Below are 22,793 nucleotides of genomic sequence, written 5' to 3' on the forward strand. Positions count from 1 at the left end.
AGAGGCATGGCGTTATCGCTTTTGCCTTTTTCCTGTTGGTAGGACTCCTGATGCGGCAGGCTCCGCTGAGCGTGCGCGAGAGCATTGTCTCTTCGGCGCTGGGGACGGTGTTTTATCCGGCGCAGGTGATTATTTCTTCTGTTAATTCGGTTCGGTCGGTGACGGCGGAGAACCAGCACCTGAAAGAAGAAAATGCGCGCCTGCGGCAGGAAACCTACTATGCAAGTGAGGGGTTGCAGGAATTGGCTCGACTGCACACGTTGGTCCGGTTTGATGACAAGTGGGATTATCCCATTGTGACTGCGCGTGTAGTGGGACACAATCCGGGAAGGTTCCTCACGACGCTCGTGATAAACAGGGGCACTTCGCATGGGGTGAAGGAAAACATGCCCGTGTTCTCGATGAACGGCCTGGTCGGAAAAATTACGAAGGCGGCCTATACGCATTCCCGTGTCCAGCTGCTCGTCGACCCGAACCTTAAGTTGTCTGTGCTCGAACGCAAGTCTCGCGTGGTCGGGTTCCTGGAGTCTGTAGACGGGCATCTGCTTACGGCCATGATCCCTTCGCATGCGGGAGTCAAGGAAGGGGATACCCTGATAACGTCCGGGCTTGGCGGCATTTTCCCCAAGGGGATTCCTGTGGGTACGGTGAAGGCTGTGCGCAAATCCGACCTCGACGTGATGCGGCAGATGGATGTCGCGCCTTTCCAGGAGTTTTCTTCGCTTGAAGAAGTATTTGTGATGGAAAAGGAACCGGAATGGATTATCCAGGAGCTTCTTGATGAACAGTAACTGGAAATGGCTGCGAGTGTTCATCCTGTTCCTTGTCTGCTTCGCCTTGCAGACAACGGTGGCGGAATGGCTTCAGATTTTTGGTGCGGGCCCCGATTTCGTAATCATCCTTGTCGTTTCTATTGCAATCAAGCATGGACCTGCAGCCGGTGTGCTTTGGGGATTCCTTGCCGGATTTACGCAGGACGTATATGCTCCGGTGGAATGGCTCGGTGCGAATACGATTTCGCTGACGGCGCTCGGGTTCTTGGTGGGGCAGTTGGAAGAAAGGTTCTTGACGCTTAATTTACCTGCGAAGATCGGTGTCCTCGGTTTTGGATTCATGCTTTGCGATATGCTCTACTTCTTCTTGACGGGGCTCGAGAAGGATGTCGTTACGAACTTGTTCTTCTCCAAGACGCTTCCTGAATGCGCGTATACGATGGCTGTTGGTGCGGTGGTCTTCCATTTGTCCATCGGGAAGAAAAAGAAACATGCGTAGTTTGTCGGACAACGACAGCGTCCAGACGAGGAACTGGAATATCCTTGTGTTTATGGCGGGGGTTGTTGTCCTGGTCATAGTGCTGCTTTGCAGGCTCTATTCGTTACAGCATACCCATTACGACGAGAACTTCAAGCGCTCCGAGAAAAACCGCTTGCGTCGTGTGGAGCTTGTTGCCGAACGCGGTTATATCTATGACCGCAATGGGGAAGTCCTGGTGCGCAACCGTCCGTCTTTCCAGATTGCATTGCAGGCGCTTCACCTTCCGCGAAAAAAGGAAGGCCGTGACTCTGTCTTCAACCTGCTCCTGGGAATCAAGGACAAGAATGGCGCCCGCGTGTTCGATTCCCTTTCGCTGGATACGGCGTTCCAGAGGACCCGCTGGATAAAGAACAGGCCCATCCGCATTCTGGAGGATGCGTCTCCCGAGCAGGTGGCCGTGATAGAGGAACATTCGTCCGAGCTTCCGGGAGTCGTGACGCTTACGGAATCGAGGCGCGATTATCCATATGGGACGCTTGCGTCGCATGTGCTTGGCTACACGAGTGAAATTTCCGAAGAGCAGTTGAAATTGCCAGCGTTCGAAGGATACTCGCAGGGCGATCGCATTGGCCAGAAGGGCTTGGAACAGGAATACGATGCGGAGTTCCGCGGCAAGAATGGCGTGAAGCTTGTGGAAGTAAATGCTTTTGGCCGAGAGGTTGGCTCGCCGCGGGCGGTTGAGGGAATGGCTCCGGTTCCGGGGTATCACCTGGTATCGACGATAGACTTGAAGTTGCAGAAGGCCGCGGAGGCGGCGATTCCCGACAGCGTGAGGGGGGCCTTGGTCGCTATAGACCCCCGGAATGGCGAGATCCTTGCCATGGTGAGTTCCCCGAGGCTTGACCCGAACATCTTCTCGCTCAAGAAGCGTGAGCGCAATAAGGGTTGGGCGCAGGTTGCTCTGGACTCCCTGCGTCCGCTTACGAACAGGGCTGTTTCGGGTGTCTATCCTCCGGCGTCCGTATTCAAGCTTGTGACGGCGGGTGCGGGCCTTGAAAGCGGAATCCTGTCCGAATCCAAGTATTATCCAAAGTCCTGTACGGGCGGGTTCCAGTACGGAGTGCGCTACCAGAAATGCTGGGGTGTCCACGGGAACCTGAACGTGGTAAATGCCATCCGGCTTTCTTGCGACGTTTTCTTTTACCAGGCGGGTTTGGAAATCGACATGGCTCGTATTAACGAGTTTGCACGCCGCTTTGGTTATGGCGAGGAGCCGCTCGGTATCGACATTCCCGGAGAAAAGAGCGGTTGGCTTCCGGATTCCGCTTCGTTCAACGCAAGGAACAAACGTGTGGGGTGGCGTTGGGCGCGTGGGCTTATCCTGAACCTCTCGATTGGGCAGGGACAGCTGGTGACTCCGCTGCAGCAGGCGACTTTCATCGGTTCGCTTGCGACGAACAAGGGCGTGTACCGTCCGCATTTTATGAAGGAACTTCGGGATTCGCAGGGAAATGTCGTGCGACGCTACGAGCCTGAGATTATCCGTTCGGGCAAGATGAAACCGGAAACGCACCGGGTACTTTTGGCTGCCATGGATTCCGTGGTCAACCATCCGGGTGGAACGGGAAAGCGTGGTGCGATTCCGGGCATCCGTGTGGGCGCAAAGACCGGTTCGGGCGAATGGAAGAAGGGGGAGAAAACGCATGCGTGGTATGCGGCTGTCGCTCCGCTCTACGACCCGCAAATCGCTGTCGCCGTGATTCTGGAGGCTGCCGGTGGCGGCGGCTCGAAAGCGGCGCCTGTAGCAAGGAAAGTCCTCATGGCCTACTTTGGACTTGACGAGGAGGAAAAATGAGTTCTAAGTCTTTCCTTGATGTCTCGCTGAGGGTCGATTGGTTGTTCTTGGCTATTACGCTTGCGCTTATGACTTGCGGCATCTGCCTTGTCTACTCCGCGACGGCGAGCGACGAGATTGCTTTTTACGAAACGCTTTGGTTTAAGCAGATTATTTATTTTGTGGGCGGCTGTGTACTTGCTGCCGGAATCGTTTTCCTCAAGATTGACTGGCTGAAGCGCATTACGGTTCCGCTTTATGCCATTTCGCTTGTGCTTCTTCTGGTGGTTCTGTTTGTGGCGGGAGACGTGGTAAAGGGGGCCGGCCGCTGGATTGACCTTGGACTTTTCAAGTTGCAGCCTTCGGAGTTTGCCAAGATCTCGTATCTTCTCACGATTTCTTATTGGCTGTCCAGGCATCCGGTCAGCCTGTTCAAAATCAAGACGTTCGTGATTCCGTTCCTGCTCTTTATCGTCCCCTTTGCACTGGTGCTGAAACAGCCGGATTTGAGCACGGCGCTTGTCTTTATCGCGGTCACCTACATGGGATTCTTCTTTGCGGGGTTGACGTTTACGGATATGTTCTTGCTTGCAAGCCCTGTCTTGTCCGTACTCCTGTCGCATTCGCAGACGACTATTTTCCAGGTGCTGTGGGGCATGCTGATTTGCGCGGTCGTTTTCGCCCTGGTGCGGAGGAAACTGCCCAAGGTGCTTACGGTGTTTTTCTTGCTTGCGAACATTCTGGCGGGATATGCCAGTTCGATGGCATGGGGCATGCTTGAGCCACACCAGCAGAAACGCGTCAATACGTTCCTGGATCCGATGAGCGACCCCATGGGCGATGGCTACCAGGTGCTGCAGTCCATGACGGCCATAGGTTCCGGCGGCCTTACCGGGAAGGGATTCGGTAACGGCACGCAGACGAACCTTGCCTTTTTGCCGGAGGGGCATACGGACTTTATTTTTAGCGTGCTCGGCGAGCAGTTCGGCTTCATGGGCTGCCTTGCCGTACTTACGCTGTATGTGCTTTTCTTGTGGCGCGCCTCCTCGGCGTGCAAGCTGTACTCCGATCCGTTCATTACGCTCGCTACCATGGGCGCCTGTACGATATTCCTGTTCCACATCATCGTGAATATCGCGATGACGGTCGGGCTCATGCCTGTGACAGGGCTTCCGCTCCCGTTCCTTTCGTATGGCGGCTCCTTCGCCGTGACCTGCATGGTGCTGGTCGGCGGCATCCTTTGCATGCGCTACCAGGGCGGTCGTCAGTAACGCCCGGAATTCGGGGCGGGTTTAAGGCGAGTTGCAAAAAAAAATGAGGCAAAAGGTAACGTTTTGCCGTTTTGACCGTTTTTAGTAATAGAAGGACGGTCTTTGATGAATATTGCGAGAAATATTTCGAATTTTGTCTTTGGAATGGAATGCCTGGGATGCGGGTGCGCTTCGGAACGGCTGGACCCTTGGCTTTGCCCTGCTTGCCGTGAGGAACTTGGGCGCGAGGCGAAGGAGCCTTCGTTTCCGGGGCCGGATGTCGCCTGCCTGTTCCCGATGCGTCCGCTGACGCGACGGCTGATTCATGCGCTCAAGTACAGGAATTTACCGGGGATGGCGAGATACCTGGTCGGTCGGTCTTCGGCTGTTGGTCGGGGGGAGGTCGCCGACAGCATGAAGGAACTTGCTAGGCCGTTCTATTTTGTCCCGGTCCCGCTTCACCCGTCGAGGTTCAGGGAACGCGGCTACAACCAGGCGGAACGGATTGCCGCGGCGCTTGCCTCGCGCTTTGGCGGTCGGGTGTGCCGCTGGCTTGCAAGGTCGAATTTCCGAGTGTCGCAGACGAAGCTTTCGCGAGAGGAGCGGGAGTGGAATGTCGCCGGAGCTTTTATTCCGAGGCTTCCTTCGCGGCTGCCGCGGACGGGGACTGTGTTTGTCGTTGACGACGTCTATACGACGGGGGCGACAACGATGTCGTGCATTGCCGCCTTCGGAAAGGATTTCCCGCTGGTTTTGAAAGTTTGTACGTTACTTTACGACGAACCGGCTTCGGCGGTGATGGACTACGCGGCGGATTGCGAGATGGAATGGGATGCCCGCTGGATTGGGTTTGGCAAAGAAAAAAGCCCCGGATGACGGGGCGTTTTAGCGGAGGAAGAGGGACTCGAACCCCCAAGCCTTACGGCGGCGGTTTTCAAGACCGCTGACTTACCAATTAGCCTATTCCTCCGAATTCAGCGCAAAGAATAAAAAAGAAAAGCAGTTTCGTCAATTGTTTTTGATGAATTTGTGAATAATAACTATCTTTGGGCTATGGAATCGAATGCGCAAGATTTGATGAATATTGTCGGAACGGCAGAGAGCAAACAGGATTCGGATAGGATTCTCGATTTACTGTTCTCCTACATGCCGAAAATTGCTGCCGAGCGTAGCCTGCAGAACCTTCTGGTTCTCATGGCGGATCTCGGACGTTCGCTTGTCCGGGCCGATCGCTGTTCTCTCTGGCTTATCGATGAAGACAAGAACGAGCTCTGGACGAAAGTCGCCCATGGCGTGAATGAGCTCCGTATTCCCATTACTGCTGGTTTCGTGGGCCATTCCGTGAAAACGGGCGAGGCTCTTTTGGTCGAGGACGCCTACAAGGACGAACGCTTCGATCACCGTAGCGACGAAAAGACGCACTACCACACCACGTCGGTGATGACCGTGCCCCTGATGAACGGGGCTGGCAAGGTGATGGGTGTCTACCAGGCCATCAACAAGCAGGGCGAGACTCCTGTTTTCTCGAAGCAGGACTTGGAACGCCTTGCGCTTACGGCTGTCTATTCCGCAAAGACGATTGAATCGGCTACCCTTACCGCAGAGCTCGAGGCCGCGAAGGTTGAACTGGAAGCGACCCAGAAGGAACTGATCCATATCTTGGGCGACGTATCCGAATCCAGGAGCCGCGAAACTGGGGACCATATCCAGCGCGTGGCCGAGATCTCTTACAAGCTGGCGGTCTACTACGGTCTTCCCGAACAGGAAGCCCAGCGCATACGCCTTGCAGCCCCGATGCACGACCTGGGCAAGGTGGGCATTCCCGATGCGATTCTCAACAAGCCGGGGCGGTTTACCGACGAAGAATATGCCGTAATGAAATCCCATGCCCAGATTGGCGAGCAGATCCTCCTTAAATCCAAGCGCGAACTGCTGGTGTTCGCCGCTTCGCTTGCGGGGGCGCACCATGAGCGTTGGGATGGCAAGGGCTATCCGAGGGGCCTCAAGGGCGAAGAAATCCCCCTGGCGGGCCGTATATGCGCCGTTGCTGACGTGCTGGATGCCCTTTCGAGTCCGCGCTGCTACAAGTCGGCTTGGCCCGAGGAGAAGGTCAAGGAAGAATTCATCAAGCAGAGCGGAATGCAGTTCCAACCGGAGCTGGTGGACGTGCTCGTGAAGAATTGGGACGATATCTTCGGCTGTTTCCGTAAAATTCGCGCCGAAATGGAGGCTGTCGCCGTCTAGGCGGGCTCCGTTAAGGATGTTTTGGCGGTTTTCTTGTAAAAACCGCCTTTTTTTGCACTTAAAATTTTTTTTAGCAAAAAAAGAAAAACCCCGACTTTCGTCGGGGTTTTCGTGGTTCCGATTGGAATTGAACCAACGACACGCGGATTTTCAGTCCACTGCTCTACCAACTGAGCTACAGAACCATTTTGGTAGACCCAAAGATAGAAGAAAATGTGATTGTTGTCAAGGGTAAATAGAATATTACCGAAAAAATTTTGATTTTGGCTCATATTCTTCTAAATTTAAGGTGGGATATTTTGAACGGGTGTTTTAGGGGCGCTTGTCGTCCTTAAGGCGTCAACATTTTTATAGGCTAGTTTTATGCGCTTAAAAAAACAGATTTGGAATACGTTGCTTGTCGGCGTGCTTGCCTGTGGATTCTACGCATGCGGTGGTGATGAAGGCTCCGATGTTGTGGGCCCTCCGCCAAATTCTTCTGGTTCCGTTTCGGATGGAAAGATTTCCGGAGAAGGCGGCAAGGATGGCTCAAGTTCGTCTGTTGGCGGCGATAGCGTTCGGACGATTGACCCGGATACGGGTGATACAATCTATGTCATTGTTGTCGATCCGGTTCCCAAGGATACGATTCCCCATTGGGAAGGGAATTCCGCGTTGGTGATTACTGAAGTCTCCCCGGTCAACCTTGACTGGCTCGATGAAAACGGCGACGATCCGGGCTGGGTCGAAATTTATAATGCCGGCACCGAGGCTGCGAACTTGAAGGGTTATTCGCTTGTCGAAAATCTTGAAAAGCCGCGCAAGTGGGTCTTCGGTGACGAACTGATTGCCCCGAAATCCTTCCGCACTGTTTTCTGCGACAAGAACAACGTTGCTGCCGTGCTTGACGGAGGCGATGCGAACAACTATCATAAGCGCACCCATACGAACTGGAAGCTTGAAAAGGCTGGCGGCTCGATTTACTTGATTGACGCGAATTATGGCATTCGTGACTCGGTGCATTATCCGGCGATGACGGTCGGGATGAGCTGGGGCATTGTCGACGGCGGTGCCTGGAAGTATTTCGATAAGCCGACTCCCGAAAAGCCGAATACGGCCTCTACCGCCTACGAAGGCGTTGCTCCCAAGTTTACCTTCTCCGGTGCGCAGGGCGGTTTCTACAACGAACCGGTCACCCTGAATCCTCCGTCTGTTTCGAACGGAATCAAGGTGCGCTGCACCCGTGACGGTTCCGTGCCTACGAAGAACTCCGAAGAGTTCAACTCGCCTATCACGATTAGCCAGACGACGGTTCTCCGCTGCGCGGCCTACAAGGAAGGGTATTTGACGACTGAATCGGTGACGAATACGTACTTTATCGGCGAATCGATAAATATGCCCGTGGTGTCGGTGAGCGTTAATCCGAGATTCTTCGAACTGTATTATAAGAAAACGGATGGCGGCGAACCCAATATGGACGGCGACCTGATGTATGCTCCTAACAAGGCATACCCGGATAGCACCGGCGAATATCCTGTCCACGTGGAATTCTACGACAAGGGCAGCAACACCAAGGAAAAGACCTGGGAAGTCAACGGCGGTATTTCCCTGATGGGTGGCTGGAGCCGCATGGAACGCAAGAAGTCCGTCGCTATCGTGATGCGCGAGGAGTTCGGTGGAACCTGGCTGCATTACCCGCTGTTTGACGCTCTCAAGGTAAGCAAGGGCGGAAGCGACAAGTACAAGGGATTCAACCTGCGCAATAACGGAAACCGCTTCGTGAGCGACTACTTTGCCGATGCCCTGGGCGGTGCCATTCTTGACGGAAGCAGCGTCGACTTCCAGCGCAGCCGTCAGGTGGTGGTGTTCTACAATGGCCAATACCGCGGTATCCACGACATGCGCGAACGTTTCAACAAGAACTATGTGGAAACGAACTACGGCATCGATGCCTCCAGTGTCAATTTCATCAAGCACCTGGGCGAAGAAATCGAAGCGAGTAACGGTACTATCGATGACTACGTCGCGATGCTGGAATACGTTGCCGCTCACGACTTCAGTGGTGAAAACAACGCTGACTACGAATACATAAAGGGAATTATGGATGTAGGCAACTTTGCAGACTACATGATTGCCGAGATGTATGTCCACAATGGCGACTGGCCCAACAACAACGTGCGTGCCTGGCGCAATCCGGACAATCCCTGGAAGTTCATGATTTACGACCTGGACCATGGCTTTGACTGGAAGTGGGGCGTACAGGGCTTTGGCCAGAGCACGAACATGTTCAACTGGGTCAAGCAGGGTGGTCGTAGCAACGGAAAGTGCTATACGGGTAGCGACAAGGAATTTACGGGCGAGAAGGCCCATTGCTTCCATGTGCTCTACACGCGCCTCATCAAGAACCCTGACTTCAGGCGCCTGTTTATCAACCACTCTGCGGTAATGTTTGAGAATTACCTGAATGCCAATGTGGTCGAAAAGGTCCGTGCAAAGATGGCGGGCTCGATCGACGCTTCGGAAGCAGAAAGGGATCTGTCGACGAATGGCCAGAAGAATCGCTATTATGACGATGGCTTTACGGTTCATTATGAGCGCATTACCGACTGGGCGAAGTCTCGTGACGAAGAAATTGTGGGTCAGTATAAGTCCGAATTCTCCGAGATCGGCGGTTCCGTCAACGTGTCGATTTCTTCGAACGGAAACGGCATGGTGCTGATGGATGGGATGAAGCTCCCCGGATCTACGGCGACTTCTACCAAGTACTCGGGCAAGTTCTTCAGCGGTGTCGAAATGGAACTCACTGCGGTCACTTCGGGCGGGTCCGTGTTTACCGGCTGGTCGGGATGCACTCCCGTGGAGGGCGCCCCGGAAAAGTGCCGTGCGACGATTGCGGAAGGACTGTCGGTTACGGCAAACTTCAAGTAATGTCGTTGGCTTGACGATGGATTTGCGCGGGCTTGTCGCCCGCGCTTTTTGTTTATCGTGGGATATTTCTAAATTTGGATGCATGATGAGCCCCGTGCGAAAGATGTTCGACGGTATCGCGAACCGCTACGATTTCTTGAACCACTTCTTGAGTTGTGGCCAGGATATCCTGTGGCGCCGTACGTGCTGCCGCGAAATCCGGCGGCTGCGTCCCGGAAAGCGCCTTCTTGATCTGTGTGGCGGTACGGGTGATTTTGCGGTTACGTACGAGAAGTTCAATGGCGTGCAGGATGTCGCCATTCTGGGCGATTTTTCTTATGGCATGCTGAAGGGCGCCGCGGGCAAGAAGACTGCGGCTGTTCCCGTGCAGCTCGATGCGATGAAGATGCCGTTTGCGGATGGCGCGTTCGACGTGATTCTGAACGGGTTCGGGATGCGCAACTTGCCCGATGCGGAGGGCGGCCTGAAGGAATCCGCGCGCGTGCTTAGTGCGGGCGGCTACCTGCAGGTGCTTGAATTTTTCTCCCCGCGGAACGTGTTCAACAAGTTCTTCTACAAGGTGCTCGCTCCGCTGTTTATCCCGGTGCTGGGAGCGTTTTTCAGCAAGCGCGACGCGTACGAATATTTGGTGAATTCCATCTTGCGTTTTTTGCCGGTGGCGGACTTTGTCGCGCTCGCCGAAAGGAACGGGTTCGAGCTTGTGCACGTGAAGCCCTGCTTTTTCGGGGTGGCGTACCGCGTGCTTCTGCGCCGGAAGTCTATGCTGGCGGGAGGTGATGCGTGAGCCGCTATATCCTTGGGGTGACGGGTGCGAGCGGGGCAATCTATGCGACTCGTACCGCTATGCACTTGAAGCGCCTCGGGCATGAGGTTTCGCTCGTGGTGACGGCGCCCGGCCGCGAAGTCGTGGAATACGAGGGGCAGAAGGCGCTTTTTGACCTTGTGGACAAGACCTTCGACGTCGATGATTTTTTTGCGGAATGCGCGAGCGGTTCTGCCGACTATGCGGGCATGGCGGTGGTGCCGTGTTCCATGGGAACGCTCGGGCGCATTGCTGCGGGGACGTCGGACAACCTGCTGGTACGCAGTGCGGATGTTTGCCTGAAGGAGCGTCGCCCGCTGGTGATTGTTCCGCGCGAGATGCCCTACAACCTCATCCACATCGAGAACATGGCGCGCGTGACCCGCGCGGGTGCGATTGTTGTGCCGGCCTCGCCGCAGTTCTACAGCAGCCCTGCAAGTATCGAGGAACTGGTAGATACCGTCGTTGCGAAAATCCTGAAGCATCTGGGTGCGGCGTCGGGTGAGGAGTGCGCCGGGATTGTTAAACCCTGGAACGGAAACGTATGCTGAAGAAAATTCTTGAATTCGGGCACATGGTGCGCTTTAGCCACTCGCTTTTCGCGATGCCGTTTGCGCTCGGCTCCATGTGGGTGGCGGCGAACGGGTTCCGCGACATGACCGCTGCCGAGACCGCGCGCATCGTGCTCCTGATTGTCGGTTGCATGGTGACCGCCCGCAACAGTGCGATGAGTTTCAACCGTATCGCCGACGCCGATATCGACGCGAAGAACCCGCGCACGGCGAAACGCCACCTGCCGGCGGGCCGCCTTTCGAAAAAATCGGTAATTGCGTTTCTTGCCATAAACGGCGTGCTGTTCGTTGCGTTCGCGTTCCTGCTGCAGCCCCTCGCGGGCCTGCTCGCCTTGCCTGTATGGCTTTTGCTGCTTTCCTATTCCTACTGGAAGCGTTTTAGCTGGCTATGCCACTGGTTCCTGGGTTTTGCGATAGGGATGAGCCCGCTCGGCGCCTGGATTGCTATCCGTGGGGAGTTTGCGGTGTTCCCAATCTTTTTGCTCGTGATTCTCATGCTCTGGATGGGCGGTTTCGATATCATCTATGCCACGCAGGACGAAGAAATCGACCGCCAGATGGGGCTCCATTCTGTGCCTGCGCGTTTTGGCCGCAAGCGCGCCTTGCAGATTGCCTTCTGGAGCCATGTCGCGATGCTCGCCCTGTGCGTCGCGTTCGGGTTCGTGTGGAATATGGGCATTCCCTGGTGGGTTGTGACCGGGCTCATGACCGCCGCCGTGCTCTATATACATTTGTTCCGCAAGTCCGACGATCTCGACGCCATGAACCGCGATTTCTTCCTGGCGAATGTCGCCATAAGCGTACTCGTGATGGCTGGGCTCATCGTGTGGATTTGCATGGGAGGGGATGTCAATGCCCTTTATTAAGAAGACCGACGGAAAGTTTACGACCGAAGATAAGGTCAAGATGTTCCAGCAGATGGGTTCCGTGGGTGCGGTGATTGCGCTCGTGTTCGTGGTGCTTATCGAGTCGGGCGTTGCGGGCGAACATGCCGATTTGGCGGAATTTGGCCTTACCGCGATGATTGTGGTGCTCGCCGTGTCGCTTATCGGCAGTATGTATTTTAAGCGGAAACTGTAGTAAGCGTTCTTGTGGAATGCTGAAATAGAACTCTGGCCTTGTGGTTGGGGCTTTTTTGTGGGTTGTTTGTTGTAAACAACGTTGTGTAAGAAATTTGTATGAAAAATTATGTTGTTTTTTCCTTGAGTTTGGAATGTAAATAAAATAATTTTGTGCAAAAAAAGGAAATGATATGAATTGCTTATTCGAAGATAATGGAAAAGAATTTATTCAATTTTTGATTGATAAAGGATATCCGAAAGAAAGTATCGCAGTGGAATATGCTGCTGATTCTCGACATAGAATTGACGTTGCTGTTCTTGATTTGGATTATGGCACACCTATACAAATATTTGAACTAAAGAGTGTGAAAAATCCTCGAACAATAAAAAGTGGCAAAGAACAATTGAAAGAATATTTGAAACTATTGGGCAATGAAAATATTCCAGCCTATTTGGTTTTTCCTGGGGAAAAAGGGTTTGATGTAATACGTGTAAATGAATGTTCATTGAAGGTCGATTCTAATAAAGAAAATGTTGACTGTGAAAATGATAATTTAGGTGTGTTGAACTACAATGGTCAAAGATTAGCCCGTCGAGTTGAAAGTATAAATGGAATAAAAAGGAAAAAGGAAAAAACTATTGACTTCTTTAAAATAGCTTGTTGGATTTTGGCAGCTGTTTTAATTGTATTATTTTTTCTTAAACAGCTGAATTATATTCATTTAGATAAGGAAGATATAGCTCTGATTGGAGTTGCTGTCATGCTGTTTTTGGCTCCAAGTGCTCAAAAATTAAAAGTATTAGGAGTTGAATACGAAAGGGCGATGAAAAAGAATGAAAAGTGACGATAAAAATAAAAGTACGGATTTTTTCAGATTAAAGCGGATCGATTGTTCTGGGGAAGAACGTAAATACAAACGATGGATGGCCGAAGAGCCATGTAAAGATGATTATAGCTCTATTTACGAACAGGTAATGCGTGTAAGTAATACTGCTAATAAAAATAAAGGTCTAACCGGTTGGTGGCCTTATTTCTTTATAGAGAACGCTGATGCATATAAGGAATTTCTAAAGAATGAACAGGTAATATTAGAAGCTGCAGAAAAAGTTATAAAAAAAGAGGGAAATCAGACTGAAATAGAAAAGAATTTCAAAGAAGGAACGCTTAAGAAGTATTTATTGTCAAGGCTTAATAAAAGTGCTTTGAAAAAAGGAGAAGACTATTTTTTTAATCTTCTTGAGTTGGGAACTAGTCAAGAGGCTGTTGTTGTTTCGATTGATATTAGAGATTCTACACAACTTATGCTAAATGCCAAAAGACCGGAATTATTTGCGGATTTTATAGGAGATGTTACGGCAAAGATTTTCGAAATCGTGAAGGAAAATTATGGCATAACAGATAAATTTACAGGAGATGGGTTGTTATGCTTTTTCCCAAAGAAATATTCTGGAGATGACGCTGTTTATTATGCTCTTAAAGCAGCCGCTGCAGCACATAAACTTTTTGCAACGGAGTATAAGAAACATTATAATAAGTTTTCTGTAGTTAAAGCTGATGTTGGCTTAGGTATAGGAATTGATGCTGGTGAGGTTTATTTTACTCCAGTTTGCCAGGACCCAACAATAGTTGGAATACCTGTCGTGTATGCTTGCCGATTGTCCGCTGCACCAGCATATCATACGTATTTAAACCAGCCCGCTTTTGAACTTGTTGAAAAAAAATATAAGAACCTTTATTCGTATGATATGTGTACAATATCTTTCAAAAATCAGGGTTCAATGGTGGCGTATGATGTCAATTTAAATTATGACGCAATTTCGCCAAAGGATCCCGATTGGTTGAATGATAATTAAAACTTGGAAACTTAGACTCGGTTTATTCTCTACACTTCCAAATCGGCGGAATAGACTACTTCGGTAGTTCCGTCATCGCATTCAAATAAGAGGCTGCCGTCATCGTTCATGTCGATGATGCGGCCTGTTTTCTTTGTGGCGCCTGTGCCGCTGTCGCGATTCTGGTCGGTGCAGCGGTTGTTCACGATGACAGTCCCGCGCGCGCCTATAAACTGGTCCATCTTGCGCCAGGCGGCAACCCATGGCGATATCCCGAAGGCTCGGAACTGTCCGATGGCGCGCTCCAGGCCTGCGACAAGCGACTGCAGCAGCTTTTCGCGGTTGACGATTCGTCCGCAGATATCCCTGAGAGTGGTGACGGCGCGCCCGAGATGCGCGTAGTCCGCGGGGTCGCTGTTCACGTTGATTCCGACTCCCATGCTGATGGCGGGAGTGCTTTTTATATAAACTAATTCAGCGAGAATCCCGCAGAACTTGTGCTTGCCGCACAGGATGTCGTTCGGCCACTTGACAGTGATTTTTCCGATATCCCTGTTGCCGAGCCCCTGCGCATTGGAACTATCTTGCAGGTCTCGGAATATCTCGGCGAATGTGATGGCTGCCACCTGCGTAATCTGCGGTGCGGATGCAAGCGGAATTCCGTCGAGCGGGATGAGGATATTGAAGTAGAGGTTCTTGCCTGCGGGGGAGGCCCATGTGCGTTCGTGCCGCCCGCGGCCGGCTGTTTGCGTGTCGGCGACAATGAGCGTGCCGGGAACGATTTTGCCTGCAGAAGCGCGTGCCTTCATCAGGCTATGCGTGCTTTCAATGGAATCGAAAAGGAATGCGGGCGCATCGCCGAATCCCGCGAGGTGCCATTCTGAAAATTTTGATTCGGGCGAAAACATATTCAAATGAAGATCCCCGGACAAGCCGGGAATGACAAGCTATTCTTCGTCTTCCTTTTGTTCCTGCAGTTCCTTGAGCGCTTCTTCGGGGAAGATGGTAAAGAATTCGCGCTTGCGGTCTTCGAAGAGCTGCAGCATGCGTTCCTGCTCGAACTGCTCGCGGTCGATGTTCTGCATGAAGAACTCGTCGCGGGCGAAGTCGCGGGTGGTCATCATCTTCTTGAGGTCGTCGGAGATGTCCATGCGGTCCCATAGGATATAGTAGGACTGCACGTCCAGACTGCCGAAGATGTCCACGTTCAGGAAGACGGAATTGGCCTTGCTGGAATCGACGAGTTCGACTTTCGTCTCGCGCTTTTCGGGACGGAAAACCTGGGCGTCGCTCACGTTCTGGGGAATATCCTTCGGGGTGTCTTCGGCAAAAGAGAAAACGGCGAAAGCAGCGGCCATCACGGCGGCGATGCAGAAAGCCCTATGTGGATTCCGGATAGTCATGGATACAATATAAATTCAAGTTTGTTAAAAAGCGAGGGCCGTGCAAAAGTTTGTGAGTAAAATCCCCGGAAACTGCATGGAAAATCCATTTTTTACGGTGCGAGCGGCATCCAGGGCTTTACAACGTCGATGGACTTGAGCTGCCCTTGGCGGTTGCGGCGGATGGCAGCCGCGGCGATCATCGCCCCGTTGTCGGTGCTGAGGCTCCTGTCGGGGATGCAGAAACGGATGCCGTGGCGGCCGCAGTAGTCTTGGAGGCGGTTCCTGAGCCATGCGTTCGCGCTGACCCCGCCACCGACGACGAGCGTCTTCATGCGGGTCTTCTTGAGCGCGTTGATTGTTTTTTCCACAAGGCTGCCAACGATGGCGTCTTCGAGGGAGGCGCAGATGTCGCCCAGGTTCTTTTGGATGAATTCCGGGTCGTGCGTCTCGGTGTAGCGCAGCACGGCAGTCTTTAATCCGCTGAACGAGAATTCGCAGTTGTCGTGCGAATGGAGGGCTCGGGGAAATTCGACGAACTTGCGGTTGCCGTTTTGGCCGAGCCTGCTTATTGTCGCCCCTGCGGGGTACTTGAGGCCGAGCAGCTTGCCGCATTTGTCGAACGCTTCGCCTGCGGCGTCGTCGCGGGTGCGCCCGATGCTCGTGTACCTGAATCCGGGTTCTTCCATCACGAGTTCGGTGTGCCCGCCCGAGACGGTGAGCGTGAGGAACGGTGGCTCTATATCCGGGTTGCTGAGCCAGGCGGCGGCGAGATGGCCTTCGAGGTGGTTCATGCCGTAGGCGGGAATCTGGAGGTCGCGCGCAAGCCCTTTTGCGAAGCTCGCTCCCACAAGAAGCGGCCCCATGAGGCCCGGTCCCGTGGTGTAGGCGATTGCGTCGATATCCTTGAGACCGATGCCCGCTTCCCTGACGGCCGCTTCCGCGATGGGGGCAATCTTTTGCAGGTGGGCGCGAGCTGCAATTTCGGGAACGACGCCGCCATACAGCGCGTGTTCGTCAATCTGGCTGTAGAGCGGGTTCGAAAGGACCTTGAGAGGTTCGTCCTGCAGGACGGCGCAGGCGGTCTCGTCGCAGCTGGATTCGATGCCGAGCCAAATCATTCGAGTTTCTCCTCGGAATCCTCGCTCAACGAATCGGCCGGGGCGACAGGTTCTGACTTGATTTTTTGGAGCGAGACCTTGTCTGGCGAGAGCTGGATTGCCTTGATGGACATTTCGCGGTTGACATCCGACCCGAGCTGCAGCTTTACCGTCGGCGCGAGGCTGTCGACGTCTTCTATCTGGAAACGGTTGTATTCAACAAAGAGGTTGACGTTGTTGATGCTTACGGAATCGAGAATCCTTTCGCCGCCGGTTATCTCGACGGATACGCTTCCGGGGGTGAGCCTGAATGCGCCTCTCTCGAAAATGCCGATGAGCTGCACGGGGACGTTCCTGATGGTTTTCTTGCCGATTTTCTGGATGCTGACCGAGATATCGATGATGGAATCGCTCGGCGTCACGTGTGCCGGAAGCTGCTTGAAATCCAGGGGGATGGAGAAGGTGGTGTCCGCCTTGAGCGAATCGAAGATGGTCGAGTCCGTCGGTATTTCGATGATGCGCGTGATGACGTTCCTTGCTCCGGAAACCGTGACGTAGTCGGGAGTCATCTTGGGAAGGTCCGTCAGCAGGTAGCCCGTTGCCGCATCGAAGGTGGACATGGAACGGATGGGGATGTTGCGCACGATTCGCGTGTCGAGGTCAATGTCGATGAAGAGGAGCTGGTTGTCCGGCTCGATAAAGCGGATGTTCGGGAAGGCGGGCGCGGAAAAATTCTTGTCGGTGATGTGCATGCGCATGGAACCGAGCTCCGCATCCTGGAGGTCGACGATGATTGCGGCGACGGTCGTATCGTTGTTCTTGAGTTTTGACTTGAGGCGCATCAGGTCGAATGGGGCGCCCTCGAGCGTGACTTCCATGAAATGCGGCGGCTTGGAAGCGATGGCTAGCAGCTCGGGCAGTCGGACCAGGCGCACGGGCACTTCCATGGTCACCTTGAAGGTGTTGAGTGACATGACATAGAGCCACAGTGCGATTCCGAAAATGAATGCCGTAATCTTTAATGCGATATGTTTCATAGATGCCCCGAGAGACCCTCTTAAATTTAGTTATATTCAATGCGTGTTCGGACAGATAAGGTATCTAATATCGGAATCTTTTCGTGGGTGGCGGCAACATCGCACGGTCATTTTGCCGTCGCTGCTTACGATTTTTTTGAGTTCGCTGCTGCTGGCGGCGTCCCTTACGGCCCTGGGCGGTGTTTTCCGCATCCTCCGTGCCGAGGGGTCGCTCTATACGGTCGAGGCTTTTTTGCCCGAGAACGTGGCTGCGGATTCGATTGGCGCCATCAGGAACCGGCTCGAGCATTTCAGGAATATCGATTCGGTCGAGTTCGTGAGCGCGGATTCGGCGCTGGCTGATTTCCGTAGGCATTTTTCTGGCGAGATGCTGGACCTTGTCGACGAGAATCCTATCCCTCCGTTTTTCCGCATGACCCTGGTTCCGGGTGCGCGTAACCCGTCGGACCTGGTCGATGTCATGAATGCGCTGTCCAGGGAGGGGTCGTTCGAGGAGGTGCAGGCTCCCGTGGCTTGGGCGACCCGTGTGTCGGAATGGAAGTTCAAGATGGTTTTCTGGCCCATTTGCTTGAGCGTCATGCTGTTGGTGACGCTCTCGCTCATCATCTGCAATTCGGTCCGTCTGTCGCTGATGTCGAGGAAACTTCTCGTGGAGAACATGAAGTATGCGGGCGGGAGTCCCTTCTTCATCGAGTTCCCGTTTGTCCTTGAGGGGATGATGCAGGGTTTTGTCGGCAGCGCTCTGTCGGTCCTGCTGCTTGGGGCGGTCGTCAATTCCCTTGCGCGCGCCATGCCGATGCTTGCTGAAAATATCGGGGGCCTCGGTATTCTCCTTGCCCTTGTCGTGTGCATGGTGACGGCGCTCTCGGCCTATTTCAGTTATCGTACGGTTCAGGAGTTCCTCCTCGCCAAGCGGAACGAACGGGACTAGCCATGCGTCTGCTTGTCGCACTGCTGTGTTTATTTGTTGGCCTTTCCGTGGCGGCTCCGAAGAAGACGGAAGCCCAGATCAGGGAGCAGAAGAACGCCCTCAAAAAGCTGGAGTCCGATCTTGCCAAGAAGCGCGAAGAGCTCGTGCTGCTCGAGACGGAAGAGAAGGGGGTCATCAATACGATTTCGCTTTTGGACCAGAATCTGAACCAGACGCGCATCTATATCAACGAGCTTTCGAAAAACGAGTCGCTGGTGCAGCGTGCGGTAGAACAGCTCCAGCACGACATCGATTCCCTGGACCAGAAGATACACGTGCGTCGCGAGGCGATGAAGGTCCGCATCCGGAAACTGTATGTGAGCGGCCGCTACAGCGATGCCGAGGTGCTCTTCCAGCTCCTGACGCGCGAAGGGAACCCTCAGCGCGAGGCGTACTGGGTGCATCACGTGCTGAACGAGGACCGGGTGCAGGTGGAAACGCTTGCCGCGATGATGGCCGAACGCGATGAGATGAAACGGCAGGAGGAAGAGCACCTGGCGGATTTGGGAAAGTTGCGTGAAAAGAAAGCTCGCGAAGAGAAGGGCCTTGTGACGCAGATGGGGAACCAGGAACAGATGCTCCTGAGCCTCAAGCACGACAAGGCGATGCAGCAGCGGGCCCTTCAGGAATTTGAAAGAAACCAGAAACTGATGCTGACGCTTATCGCGAAACTGGAAGAAAAACGCAAGCGCGAGATCGAGGCGGCGAGGAAGGCGGAAGAGGCCCGCAAGGCCGAAGCGGCGCGACGGGCGAAAAAGAAGCAGAAAGAGAAGAAGGTTGTCGAAAAACCGAAGAAGACGATTGCGGGTTCGGTCAAGGGACCGAAGTGCATGCCTCTCGAAGGCGATATCATAAGCCAGTATGGCCTGCAGGAACATCCGGTCCTCCACATTATGACCCGGAATCTCGGGGTGGAAATCCGCGGTAAGCGCGGGGCGTCGGTCCGCGCCGCTGCGGCGGGAACTGTCGCCATGGTTGCCGAAATCGACGGCCGCGGCCCCTCCGTGATTATTGAACACGAGGGAGGAACCTATTCCGTCTACGGACACCTGAAGTCCATCCGCGTCCAGGAGGGAAAAACGGTACGTAATTGCGAAGAAATTGGCGAAGTGGGCGATATCGCAAGCCTAAATGGAATTAAATTGTACTTTCAAATTAGTGAAGGGACCCAGACGGTGGATCCCCTGCAGTGGTTGAAACAGAAATGATCGAGTATAGACTGAATGGACCGGTTTCCCAGGAACGCCAGCGCATCCGCGTGATGGCGGCGCTTCGCGAATGCAGATTTCCGCAGGCCATACTTATTGACGGCCCCGGCGGCATCGGCAAGAAGGCCTTGGCCATGGAAATCGCGAAGGCGCTCCAGTGCACGGACCCGAACGTGCGGCCGTGCGGAAAGTGCTTCGGCTGCAAGATGGCGATGGATCCTGGGGCTACGGACAACTGGGTCTTGCCGATGGAATCCAAGGAGGCGCATGCCCGTAGTGCGGACGAAGTGTCGGCGGGTAGCGTCGCGAAGACGGTGCAGGATTTCAAGCAGGCCTACATCGAGGAAATCGTCAAGAATCCCTACCGCATCGATGTGTTCGGTGCAGGTGCCGAAATTTCCGTGGACCTGGTGAGGAACATGACGGGCTCCTTTGCCTTGAAAGGCGACCGGGTCCGGGTGGTCATTATCGCGGAAGCCGACAGGATGAACGATTCTGCGGCGAACGCCTTCCTGAAGACTCTGGAGGAAGTCCCTCCGGATACGTATTTTGTCCTCACGACGTCTTCGCGGGAAAGCCTGCTCCAGACGATTCGCTCCCGTTGCCTCGCGTTGCACCTGTTGCCGCTGACCGATGCCGAGGTCCGCAGCGAGACCCTGCGCGTTTTGGGGGATGATGAAGATGCCGAACTTTCGGACGACGTGGTGGGCCTTGCGGTCGGTTCGCCCGGCAAGGCTCTCTATTATATGAACCGCGCTGCGCCCTGGTGTAAACTGGCCGCGGATTTTGTCGTCTATAGCCTGCGCAACGAGTATAGCGAGGCGTTTGCGAGCCTGGCCGAAGCGTCGCTGGAAGATGCTGCCGAGGCGAACCGTTTTTTGGAAGTGCTCTCGTTTCTGCTTTCGGACCTTTTGCGCAAGCAGGCGCATGCGCCGTTGCGGTTGGCCTCTACGACGGGTGCATTGGACATGGACGCTTTCCCCAGGGTCGACGCGAGCGCTCTGGAACTAGCCCTTTCGGCCGTGCAGGAAATGATGACCCGCATCGCAAGTCGACGCTCGGCTCCGATGGTCTGCCTGCAGTCGCTGTCCATCAAGCTTTTCGAGGGGTTTAAGTGATGCTCGATACGGTGGCATCGACCCTTTCTCGGGAACTCAAGATTCCGCATCTTGTAGCGCGGTTCCTGGTTTCGCGTGGAATATGCAATGCGGTCGATGCAAACCGGATTCTTTCGGACGGAACGGGCGCAGAACACTCTCCGTGGCTCATGATGGGAATGGAAGAGGCCGTGCGCTGGGTGCTGGATGTCCGGGAAAAAAAGCAGAAGGTGTTTATCTTCGGCGATTACGATTTGGACGGCATGACCTCGGTGACTCTTCTGTCGCGAAGCCTTTCGCAGATTGGAATCGAGTCGGACTGGCGGCTCCCGAACCGCTTTGGCGATGGCTACGGGCTTTCCATTTCGGCCGTGGACGAAATGTACGAGGCGGGCGCACGCTGCATTCTCACGGTCGATACGGGTATTACGGCAAACGAGGAAATCGCCCATGCGAAGTCGTTAGGCATGTCCGTGATGGTTGTCGATCACCATCAGCCCTCGGGGGATGGACTTCCGCCTTGCGATGTCCTTTTGGATCCGCATCAGAACGGGGATTCTTATCCCAATCCGGAACTCTGTGGCGTCGGCGTTTCGTACAAGTTGATATGCGCCATCTACGAACGCCTGCAGATTCAGGTCCCGGAATCGCTCCTGGAGCTTGTAGCCCTCGGGACTCTTGCCGACCTCGTGCAGATGACACCCGAGAATCGAGCCTTTACGAAGCGGGGGCTCAGGCTGTTGCAGAATAGCGGCTGGCCCGGAATCCAGGCGCTCTATGCTTCGCTGATGAAACCCGGCAGCATGGTCGGCGGCATCGACGTGATGTACAAGGTCGCCCCGCTCCTGAATGCGCCCGGCCGCATGGAAAAGCCGGATCCGGCACTCAAGCTTTTGATGTGCGAAGACAAGAATCTTGCGGGGACGCTCCTTTCCGAACTCAAGGACTGGAATGCGCTTCGCAAGCAGAAGGAAGCGGAAATCACGGAAATGGCTCTGAAGCGCGTGAAGGAAATCTATGGAGACGAGATTCCGAAGGTGCTTGTGGTCGATGGCGAAAACTGGCATGTGGGAGTCATCGGTATCGTTTCGGCGAAGCTGGCTCAGGAATTTGTGCGGCCTGCGGCGGTACTTTCTGTTGTTGACGGTATCGCCCATGCGAGTGCGCGCGCCGTTCCCGGTTTCAACTGGCACAAGGCCCTGTTCAGTTGTCGGGAACTTTTTGACCGATGGGGCGGGCATGCCAATGCGGCGGGCTTTTCCCTGGCTACGGACAAGATTGGCGAACTGCGCGAACGTCTCGAGGCTTCGGCGGTGGAGCAGGGATATTCGGGCGATGCGGAAATCGTGGACGAGTCCCACGCCTATGACATCCAGGTTGCTTTGGGCGAACTCGTCGTCGAGGGCAGCCGTCACCGTATCGACAGGACGGTTCTCGACTATTTTGACATGATGGAACCCTTCGGTGGAAACTTCCCGTATCCGGTGCTCAAGGCGACGGACGTGACGGTTCACCGTGTGAAGGAACTCCGCGGCGGTCACTTGCAGATGGAAGTCTCCCAGGCGGGAAGCCCCGTGTTTTCGGCCATCGCGTTTGGATTGCGGAAGTGCAAGTCGCTCCTGGGCGCGGGGAAGAAAGTGTCTATCGTGTTCGAGCCCTCGTGGAACTACTTCAACAACAAGAAGACCATGCAGCTTTGCATCAAGGCTATCGAATAGCGGACGCATGCGTAAACTCCTTCCCTACTTTTTCTCCTTCCTTACGGTCGTCGTGGCCGGTATAGCCTTGTTCGAACCCTATGTGCGGTTGCGCGACGTGGGGGCGGTTCGCGAGATGGCGGAGCCTGTTCCGGAGGCGGAGGAATTCCGGAGTTTCAGCGGACGGGTGGTATTGCCTTCGGTCGATGACATCTACGTGTTGGACAATTCTGCAGGCCGTGATATCCCGGCGTTCGTAAAGTACCTGGAAGGCCGTGCTGCCGGACTCCACTGGCTTGCTCGGGCCTACTTCAAGGCCCACCGCGGTTCGGGGGATGTGGCTCTCGGACTCCGCCTCACCATAGATTCGTTGGGGGTCTTCCATTGTGGGGAGTTCCAGTTCTCGGATGCCAAGGACCGCTCCCTGGAAAGCGACCTCAGGGAACACATCGAATTTTACTGGCGATACCGCCGCAGTACGCAGGGAAAGACGGAAATCTGGTTCCCGATTCGGTGGAATGAAAAGTATAGCCGTTGATGGAGCG

22 protein-coding genes and 2 tRNA genes are annotated in these 22,793 nt (G+C 54.2%); 18 read left to right on the top strand and 6 right to left on the bottom strand.

The features are described from left to right. The first annotated feature begins 50 nt into the window (after window positions 1-50). The 5 genes from mreC (at window position 51) to B4B27_RS10395 (ending at window position 5,214) form a co-directional block, all read left to right on the top strand. Window positions 51-791, top strand: coding sequence for a rod shape-determining protein MreC (mreC, locus tag B4B27_RS10375; protein WP_290726255.1), 741 nt, complete (start codon window positions 51-53; stop codon window positions 789-791). Then, window positions 781-1,272: a rod shape-determining protein MreD gene (mreD, locus tag B4B27_RS10380; RefSeq protein WP_173365564.1), complete on the top strand. Its 492-nt coding sequence runs from the start codon at window positions 781-783 to the stop codon at window positions 1,270-1,272. Before mreC ends, mreD begins: the two co-directional genes overlap by 11 nt. Next, a complete protein-coding gene (mrdA, locus tag B4B27_RS10385; RefSeq protein ID WP_290726258.1) occupies window positions 1,265-3,109 on the top strand; it encodes a penicillin-binding protein 2 in 1,845 nt (614 codons plus the stop codon). The genes mreD and mrdA overlap by 8 nt, the downstream gene beginning before the upstream one ends. After that, window positions 3,106-4,359: a rod shape-determining protein RodA gene (gene rodA / locus B4B27_RS10390; RefSeq protein WP_173381870.1), complete on the top strand. Its 1,254-nt coding sequence runs from the start codon at window positions 3,106-3,108 to the stop codon at window positions 4,357-4,359. The genes mrdA and rodA overlap by 4 nt, the downstream gene beginning before the upstream one ends. Before the next feature lie 105 nt (window positions 4,360-4,464). After that, entirely contained in the window at window positions 4,465-5,214 is a 750-nt protein-coding gene (locus tag B4B27_RS10395; protein ID WP_173381869.1) for a ComF family protein, read from the top strand. A 13-nt stretch (window positions 5,215-5,227) separates the two neighbouring features. Here the strand turns inward: B4B27_RS10395 and B4B27_RS10400 are convergent. Then, window positions 5,228-5,308: transfer RNA gene (locus B4B27_RS10400), tRNA-Ser, on the bottom strand. A gap of 83 nt (window positions 5,309-5,391) precedes the next feature. On the opposite strand from B4B27_RS10400, the gene B4B27_RS10405 reads away from it, so the two are divergent. Then, on the top strand, window positions 5,392-6,582 hold the full coding sequence (locus B4B27_RS10405; RefSeq protein ID WP_290726262.1) for an HD domain-containing phosphohydrolase: 1,191 nt from the start codon (window positions 5,392-5,394) through the stop codon (window positions 6,580-6,582). 112 nt (window positions 6,583-6,694) lie between these two features. Here B4B27_RS10405 and B4B27_RS10410 read toward each other — a convergent pair. Beyond that, a tRNA-Phe gene (locus B4B27_RS10410) sits at window positions 6,695-6,767 on the bottom strand. Window positions 6,768-6,945: 178 nt separating this feature from the next. Here B4B27_RS10410 and B4B27_RS10415 point away from each other — a divergent pair. From B4B27_RS10415 to B4B27_RS10445, 7 genes are all read left to right on the top strand, one after another. Next, window positions 6,946-9,489: a CotH kinase family protein gene (locus tag B4B27_RS10415; protein ID WP_290726264.1), complete on the top strand. Its 2,544-nt coding sequence runs from the start codon at window positions 6,946-6,948 to the stop codon at window positions 9,487-9,489. A gap of 82 nt (window positions 9,490-9,571) precedes the next feature. Then, complete coding sequence (locus B4B27_RS10420; RefSeq protein WP_290726266.1) at window positions 9,572-10,273, top strand: ubiquinone/menaquinone biosynthesis methyltransferase; 702 nt, start codon at window positions 9,572-9,574, stop codon at window positions 10,271-10,273. Continuing rightward, window positions 10,270-10,842, top strand: coding sequence for a UbiX family flavin prenyltransferase (locus tag B4B27_RS10425; protein ID WP_290726268.1), 573 nt, complete (start codon window positions 10,270-10,272; stop codon window positions 10,840-10,842). The genes B4B27_RS10420 and B4B27_RS10425 overlap by 4 nt, the downstream gene beginning before the upstream one ends. Beyond that, window positions 10,836-11,729, top strand: coding sequence for a 4-hydroxybenzoate octaprenyltransferase (locus tag B4B27_RS10430; RefSeq protein WP_290726270.1), 894 nt, complete (start codon window positions 10,836-10,838; stop codon window positions 11,727-11,729). Before B4B27_RS10425 ends, B4B27_RS10430 begins: the two co-directional genes overlap by 7 nt. Beyond that, complete coding sequence (locus B4B27_RS10435; protein WP_173365571.1) at window positions 11,716-11,943, top strand: hypothetical protein; 228 nt, start codon at window positions 11,716-11,718, stop codon at window positions 11,941-11,943. Before B4B27_RS10430 ends, B4B27_RS10435 begins: the two co-directional genes overlap by 14 nt. Before the next feature lie 172 nt (window positions 11,944-12,115). Continuing rightward, entirely contained in the window at window positions 12,116-12,769 is a 654-nt protein-coding gene (locus B4B27_RS10440; RefSeq protein ID WP_173381865.1) for a hypothetical protein, read from the top strand. After that, window positions 12,759-13,778, top strand: coding sequence for a hypothetical protein (locus B4B27_RS10445; protein ID WP_290726273.1), 1,020 nt, complete (start codon window positions 12,759-12,761; stop codon window positions 13,776-13,778). Before B4B27_RS10440 ends, B4B27_RS10445 begins: the two co-directional genes overlap by 11 nt. A 29-nt stretch (window positions 13,779-13,807) precedes the next feature. Here B4B27_RS10445 and B4B27_RS10450 read toward each other — a convergent pair whose 3' ends face one another. From B4B27_RS10450 to B4B27_RS10465, 4 genes are all read right to left on the bottom strand, one after another. After that, window positions 13,808-14,665, bottom strand: a complete 858-nt coding sequence (locus tag B4B27_RS10450; protein WP_290726275.1) for a biotin--[acetyl-CoA-carboxylase] ligase — start codon at window positions 14,663-14,665, stop codon at window positions 13,808-13,810. Between the two features lie 39 nt (window positions 14,666-14,704). Next, window positions 14,705-15,160, bottom strand: coding sequence for a hypothetical protein (locus tag B4B27_RS10455; RefSeq protein ID WP_173381862.1), 456 nt, complete (start codon window positions 15,158-15,160; stop codon window positions 14,705-14,707). Between the two features lie 92 nt (window positions 15,161-15,252). Then, complete coding sequence (tsaD, locus tag B4B27_RS10460; RefSeq protein ID WP_173381861.1) at window positions 15,253-16,260, bottom strand: tRNA (adenosine(37)-N6)-threonylcarbamoyltransferase complex transferase subunit TsaD; 1,008 nt, start codon at window positions 16,258-16,260, stop codon at window positions 15,253-15,255. Next, complete coding sequence (locus B4B27_RS10465; protein WP_173381860.1) at window positions 16,257-17,276, bottom strand: CdaR family protein; 1,020 nt, start codon at window positions 17,274-17,276, stop codon at window positions 16,257-16,259. Before B4B27_RS10465 ends, tsaD begins: the two co-directional genes overlap by 4 nt. Window positions 17,277-17,412: 136 nt before the next feature. Between B4B27_RS10465 and B4B27_RS10470 the strand changes: the two genes are divergently transcribed. The 5 genes from B4B27_RS10470 to B4B27_RS10490 are packed head-to-tail and all read left to right on the top strand — an operon-like array spanning window position 17,413 to window position 22,786. Further along, window positions 17,413-18,207, top strand: a complete 795-nt coding sequence (locus B4B27_RS10470) for a cell division protein FtsX (protein ID WP_290726279.1) — start codon at window positions 17,413-17,415, stop codon at window positions 18,205-18,207. A gap of 2 nt (window positions 18,208-18,209) precedes the next feature. Then, the gene (locus B4B27_RS10475) at window positions 18,210-19,454 is read left to right on the top strand and encodes a murein hydrolase activator EnvC family protein (RefSeq protein ID WP_173365576.1); all 1,245 of its coding nucleotides are present in this window, start codon (window positions 18,210-18,212) and stop codon (window positions 19,452-19,454) included. Further along, entirely contained in the window at window positions 19,451-20,572 is a 1,122-nt protein-coding gene (locus B4B27_RS10480; RefSeq protein ID WP_173381858.1) for an ATP-binding protein, read from the top strand. Before B4B27_RS10475 ends, B4B27_RS10480 begins: the two co-directional genes overlap by 4 nt. After that, a complete protein-coding gene (recJ, locus tag B4B27_RS10485; RefSeq protein WP_290726283.1) occupies window positions 20,572-22,269 on the top strand; it encodes a single-stranded-DNA-specific exonuclease RecJ in 1,698 nt (565 codons plus the stop codon). The genes B4B27_RS10480 and recJ overlap by 1 nt, the downstream gene beginning before the upstream one ends. A gap of 7 nt (window positions 22,270-22,276) precedes the next feature. Beyond that, window positions 22,277-22,786, top strand: a complete 510-nt coding sequence (locus tag B4B27_RS10490) for a hypothetical protein (RefSeq protein ID WP_173365579.1) — start codon at window positions 22,277-22,279, stop codon at window positions 22,784-22,786. Window positions 22,787-22,793 lie beyond the last annotated feature (7 nt).

The sequence above is a fragment of the Fibrobacter sp. UBA2449 genome, from assembly GCF_002342555.1.
Taxonomy (GTDB): Bacteria; Fibrobacterota; Fibrobacteria; order Fibrobacterales; family Fibrobacteraceae; genus Fibrobacter.

Excerpts from the sequence above, each read along its gene's own strand:
- mreC (WP_290726255.1), top strand. The coding sequence starts at position 51 with ATGCGGCAGGCTCCGCTGAGCGTGCGCGAGAGCATTGTCTCTTCGGCG.
- mreD (WP_173365564.1), top strand. The coding sequence starts at position 781 with ATGAACAGTAACTGGAAATGGCTGCGAGTGTTCATCCTGTTCCTTGTC.
- mrdA (WP_290726258.1), top strand. The coding sequence starts at position 1,265 with ATGCGTAGTTTGTCGGACAACGACAGCGTCCAGACGAGGAACTGGAAT.
- rodA (WP_173381870.1), top strand. The coding sequence starts at position 3,106 with ATGAGTTCTAAGTCTTTCCTTGATGTCTCGCTGAGGGTCGATTGGTTG.
- B4B27_RS10395 (WP_173381869.1), top strand. The coding sequence starts at position 4,465 with ATGAATATTGCGAGAAATATTTCGAATTTTGTCTTTGGAATGGAATGC.
- B4B27_RS10405 (WP_290726262.1), top strand. The coding sequence starts at position 5,392 with ATGGAATCGAATGCGCAAGATTTGATGAATATTGTCGGAACGGCAGAG.
- B4B27_RS10415 (WP_290726264.1), top strand. The coding sequence starts at position 6,946 with ATGCGCTTAAAAAAACAGATTTGGAATACGTTGCTTGTCGGCGTGCTT.
- B4B27_RS10420 (WP_290726266.1), top strand. The coding sequence starts at position 9,572 with ATGATGAGCCCCGTGCGAAAGATGTTCGACGGTATCGCGAACCGCTAC.
- B4B27_RS10430 (WP_290726270.1), top strand. The coding sequence starts at position 10,836 with ATGCTGAAGAAAATTCTTGAATTCGGGCACATGGTGCGCTTTAGCCAC.
- B4B27_RS10435 (WP_173365571.1), top strand. The coding sequence starts at position 11,716 with ATGCCCTTTATTAAGAAGACCGACGGAAAGTTTACGACCGAAGATAAG.
- B4B27_RS10440 (WP_173381865.1), top strand. The coding sequence starts at position 12,116 with ATGAATTGCTTATTCGAAGATAATGGAAAAGAATTTATTCAATTTTTG.
- B4B27_RS10445 (WP_290726273.1), top strand. The coding sequence starts at position 12,759 with ATGAAAAGTGACGATAAAAATAAAAGTACGGATTTTTTCAGATTAAAG.
- B4B27_RS10450 (WP_290726275.1), bottom strand. The coding sequence starts at position 14,665 with ATGTTTTCGCCCGAATCAAAATTTTCAGAATGGCACCTCGCGGGATTC.
- B4B27_RS10455 (WP_173381862.1), bottom strand. The coding sequence starts at position 15,160 with ATGACTATCCGGAATCCACATAGGGCTTTCTGCATCGCCGCCGTGATG.
- tsaD (WP_173381861.1), bottom strand. The coding sequence starts at position 16,260 with ATGATTTGGCTCGGCATCGAATCCAGCTGCGACGAGACCGCCTGCGCC.
- B4B27_RS10465 (WP_173381860.1), bottom strand. The coding sequence starts at position 17,276 with ATGAAACATATCGCATTAAAGATTACGGCATTCATTTTCGGAATCGCA.
- B4B27_RS10475 (WP_173365576.1), top strand. The coding sequence starts at position 18,210 with ATGCGTCTGCTTGTCGCACTGCTGTGTTTATTTGTTGGCCTTTCCGTG.
- B4B27_RS10480 (WP_173381858.1), top strand. The coding sequence starts at position 19,451 with ATGATCGAGTATAGACTGAATGGACCGGTTTCCCAGGAACGCCAGCGC.
- recJ (WP_290726283.1), top strand. The coding sequence starts at position 20,572 with ATGCTCGATACGGTGGCATCGACCCTTTCTCGGGAACTCAAGATTCCG.
- B4B27_RS10490 (WP_173365579.1), top strand. The coding sequence starts at position 22,277 with ATGCGTAAACTCCTTCCCTACTTTTTCTCCTTCCTTACGGTCGTCGTG.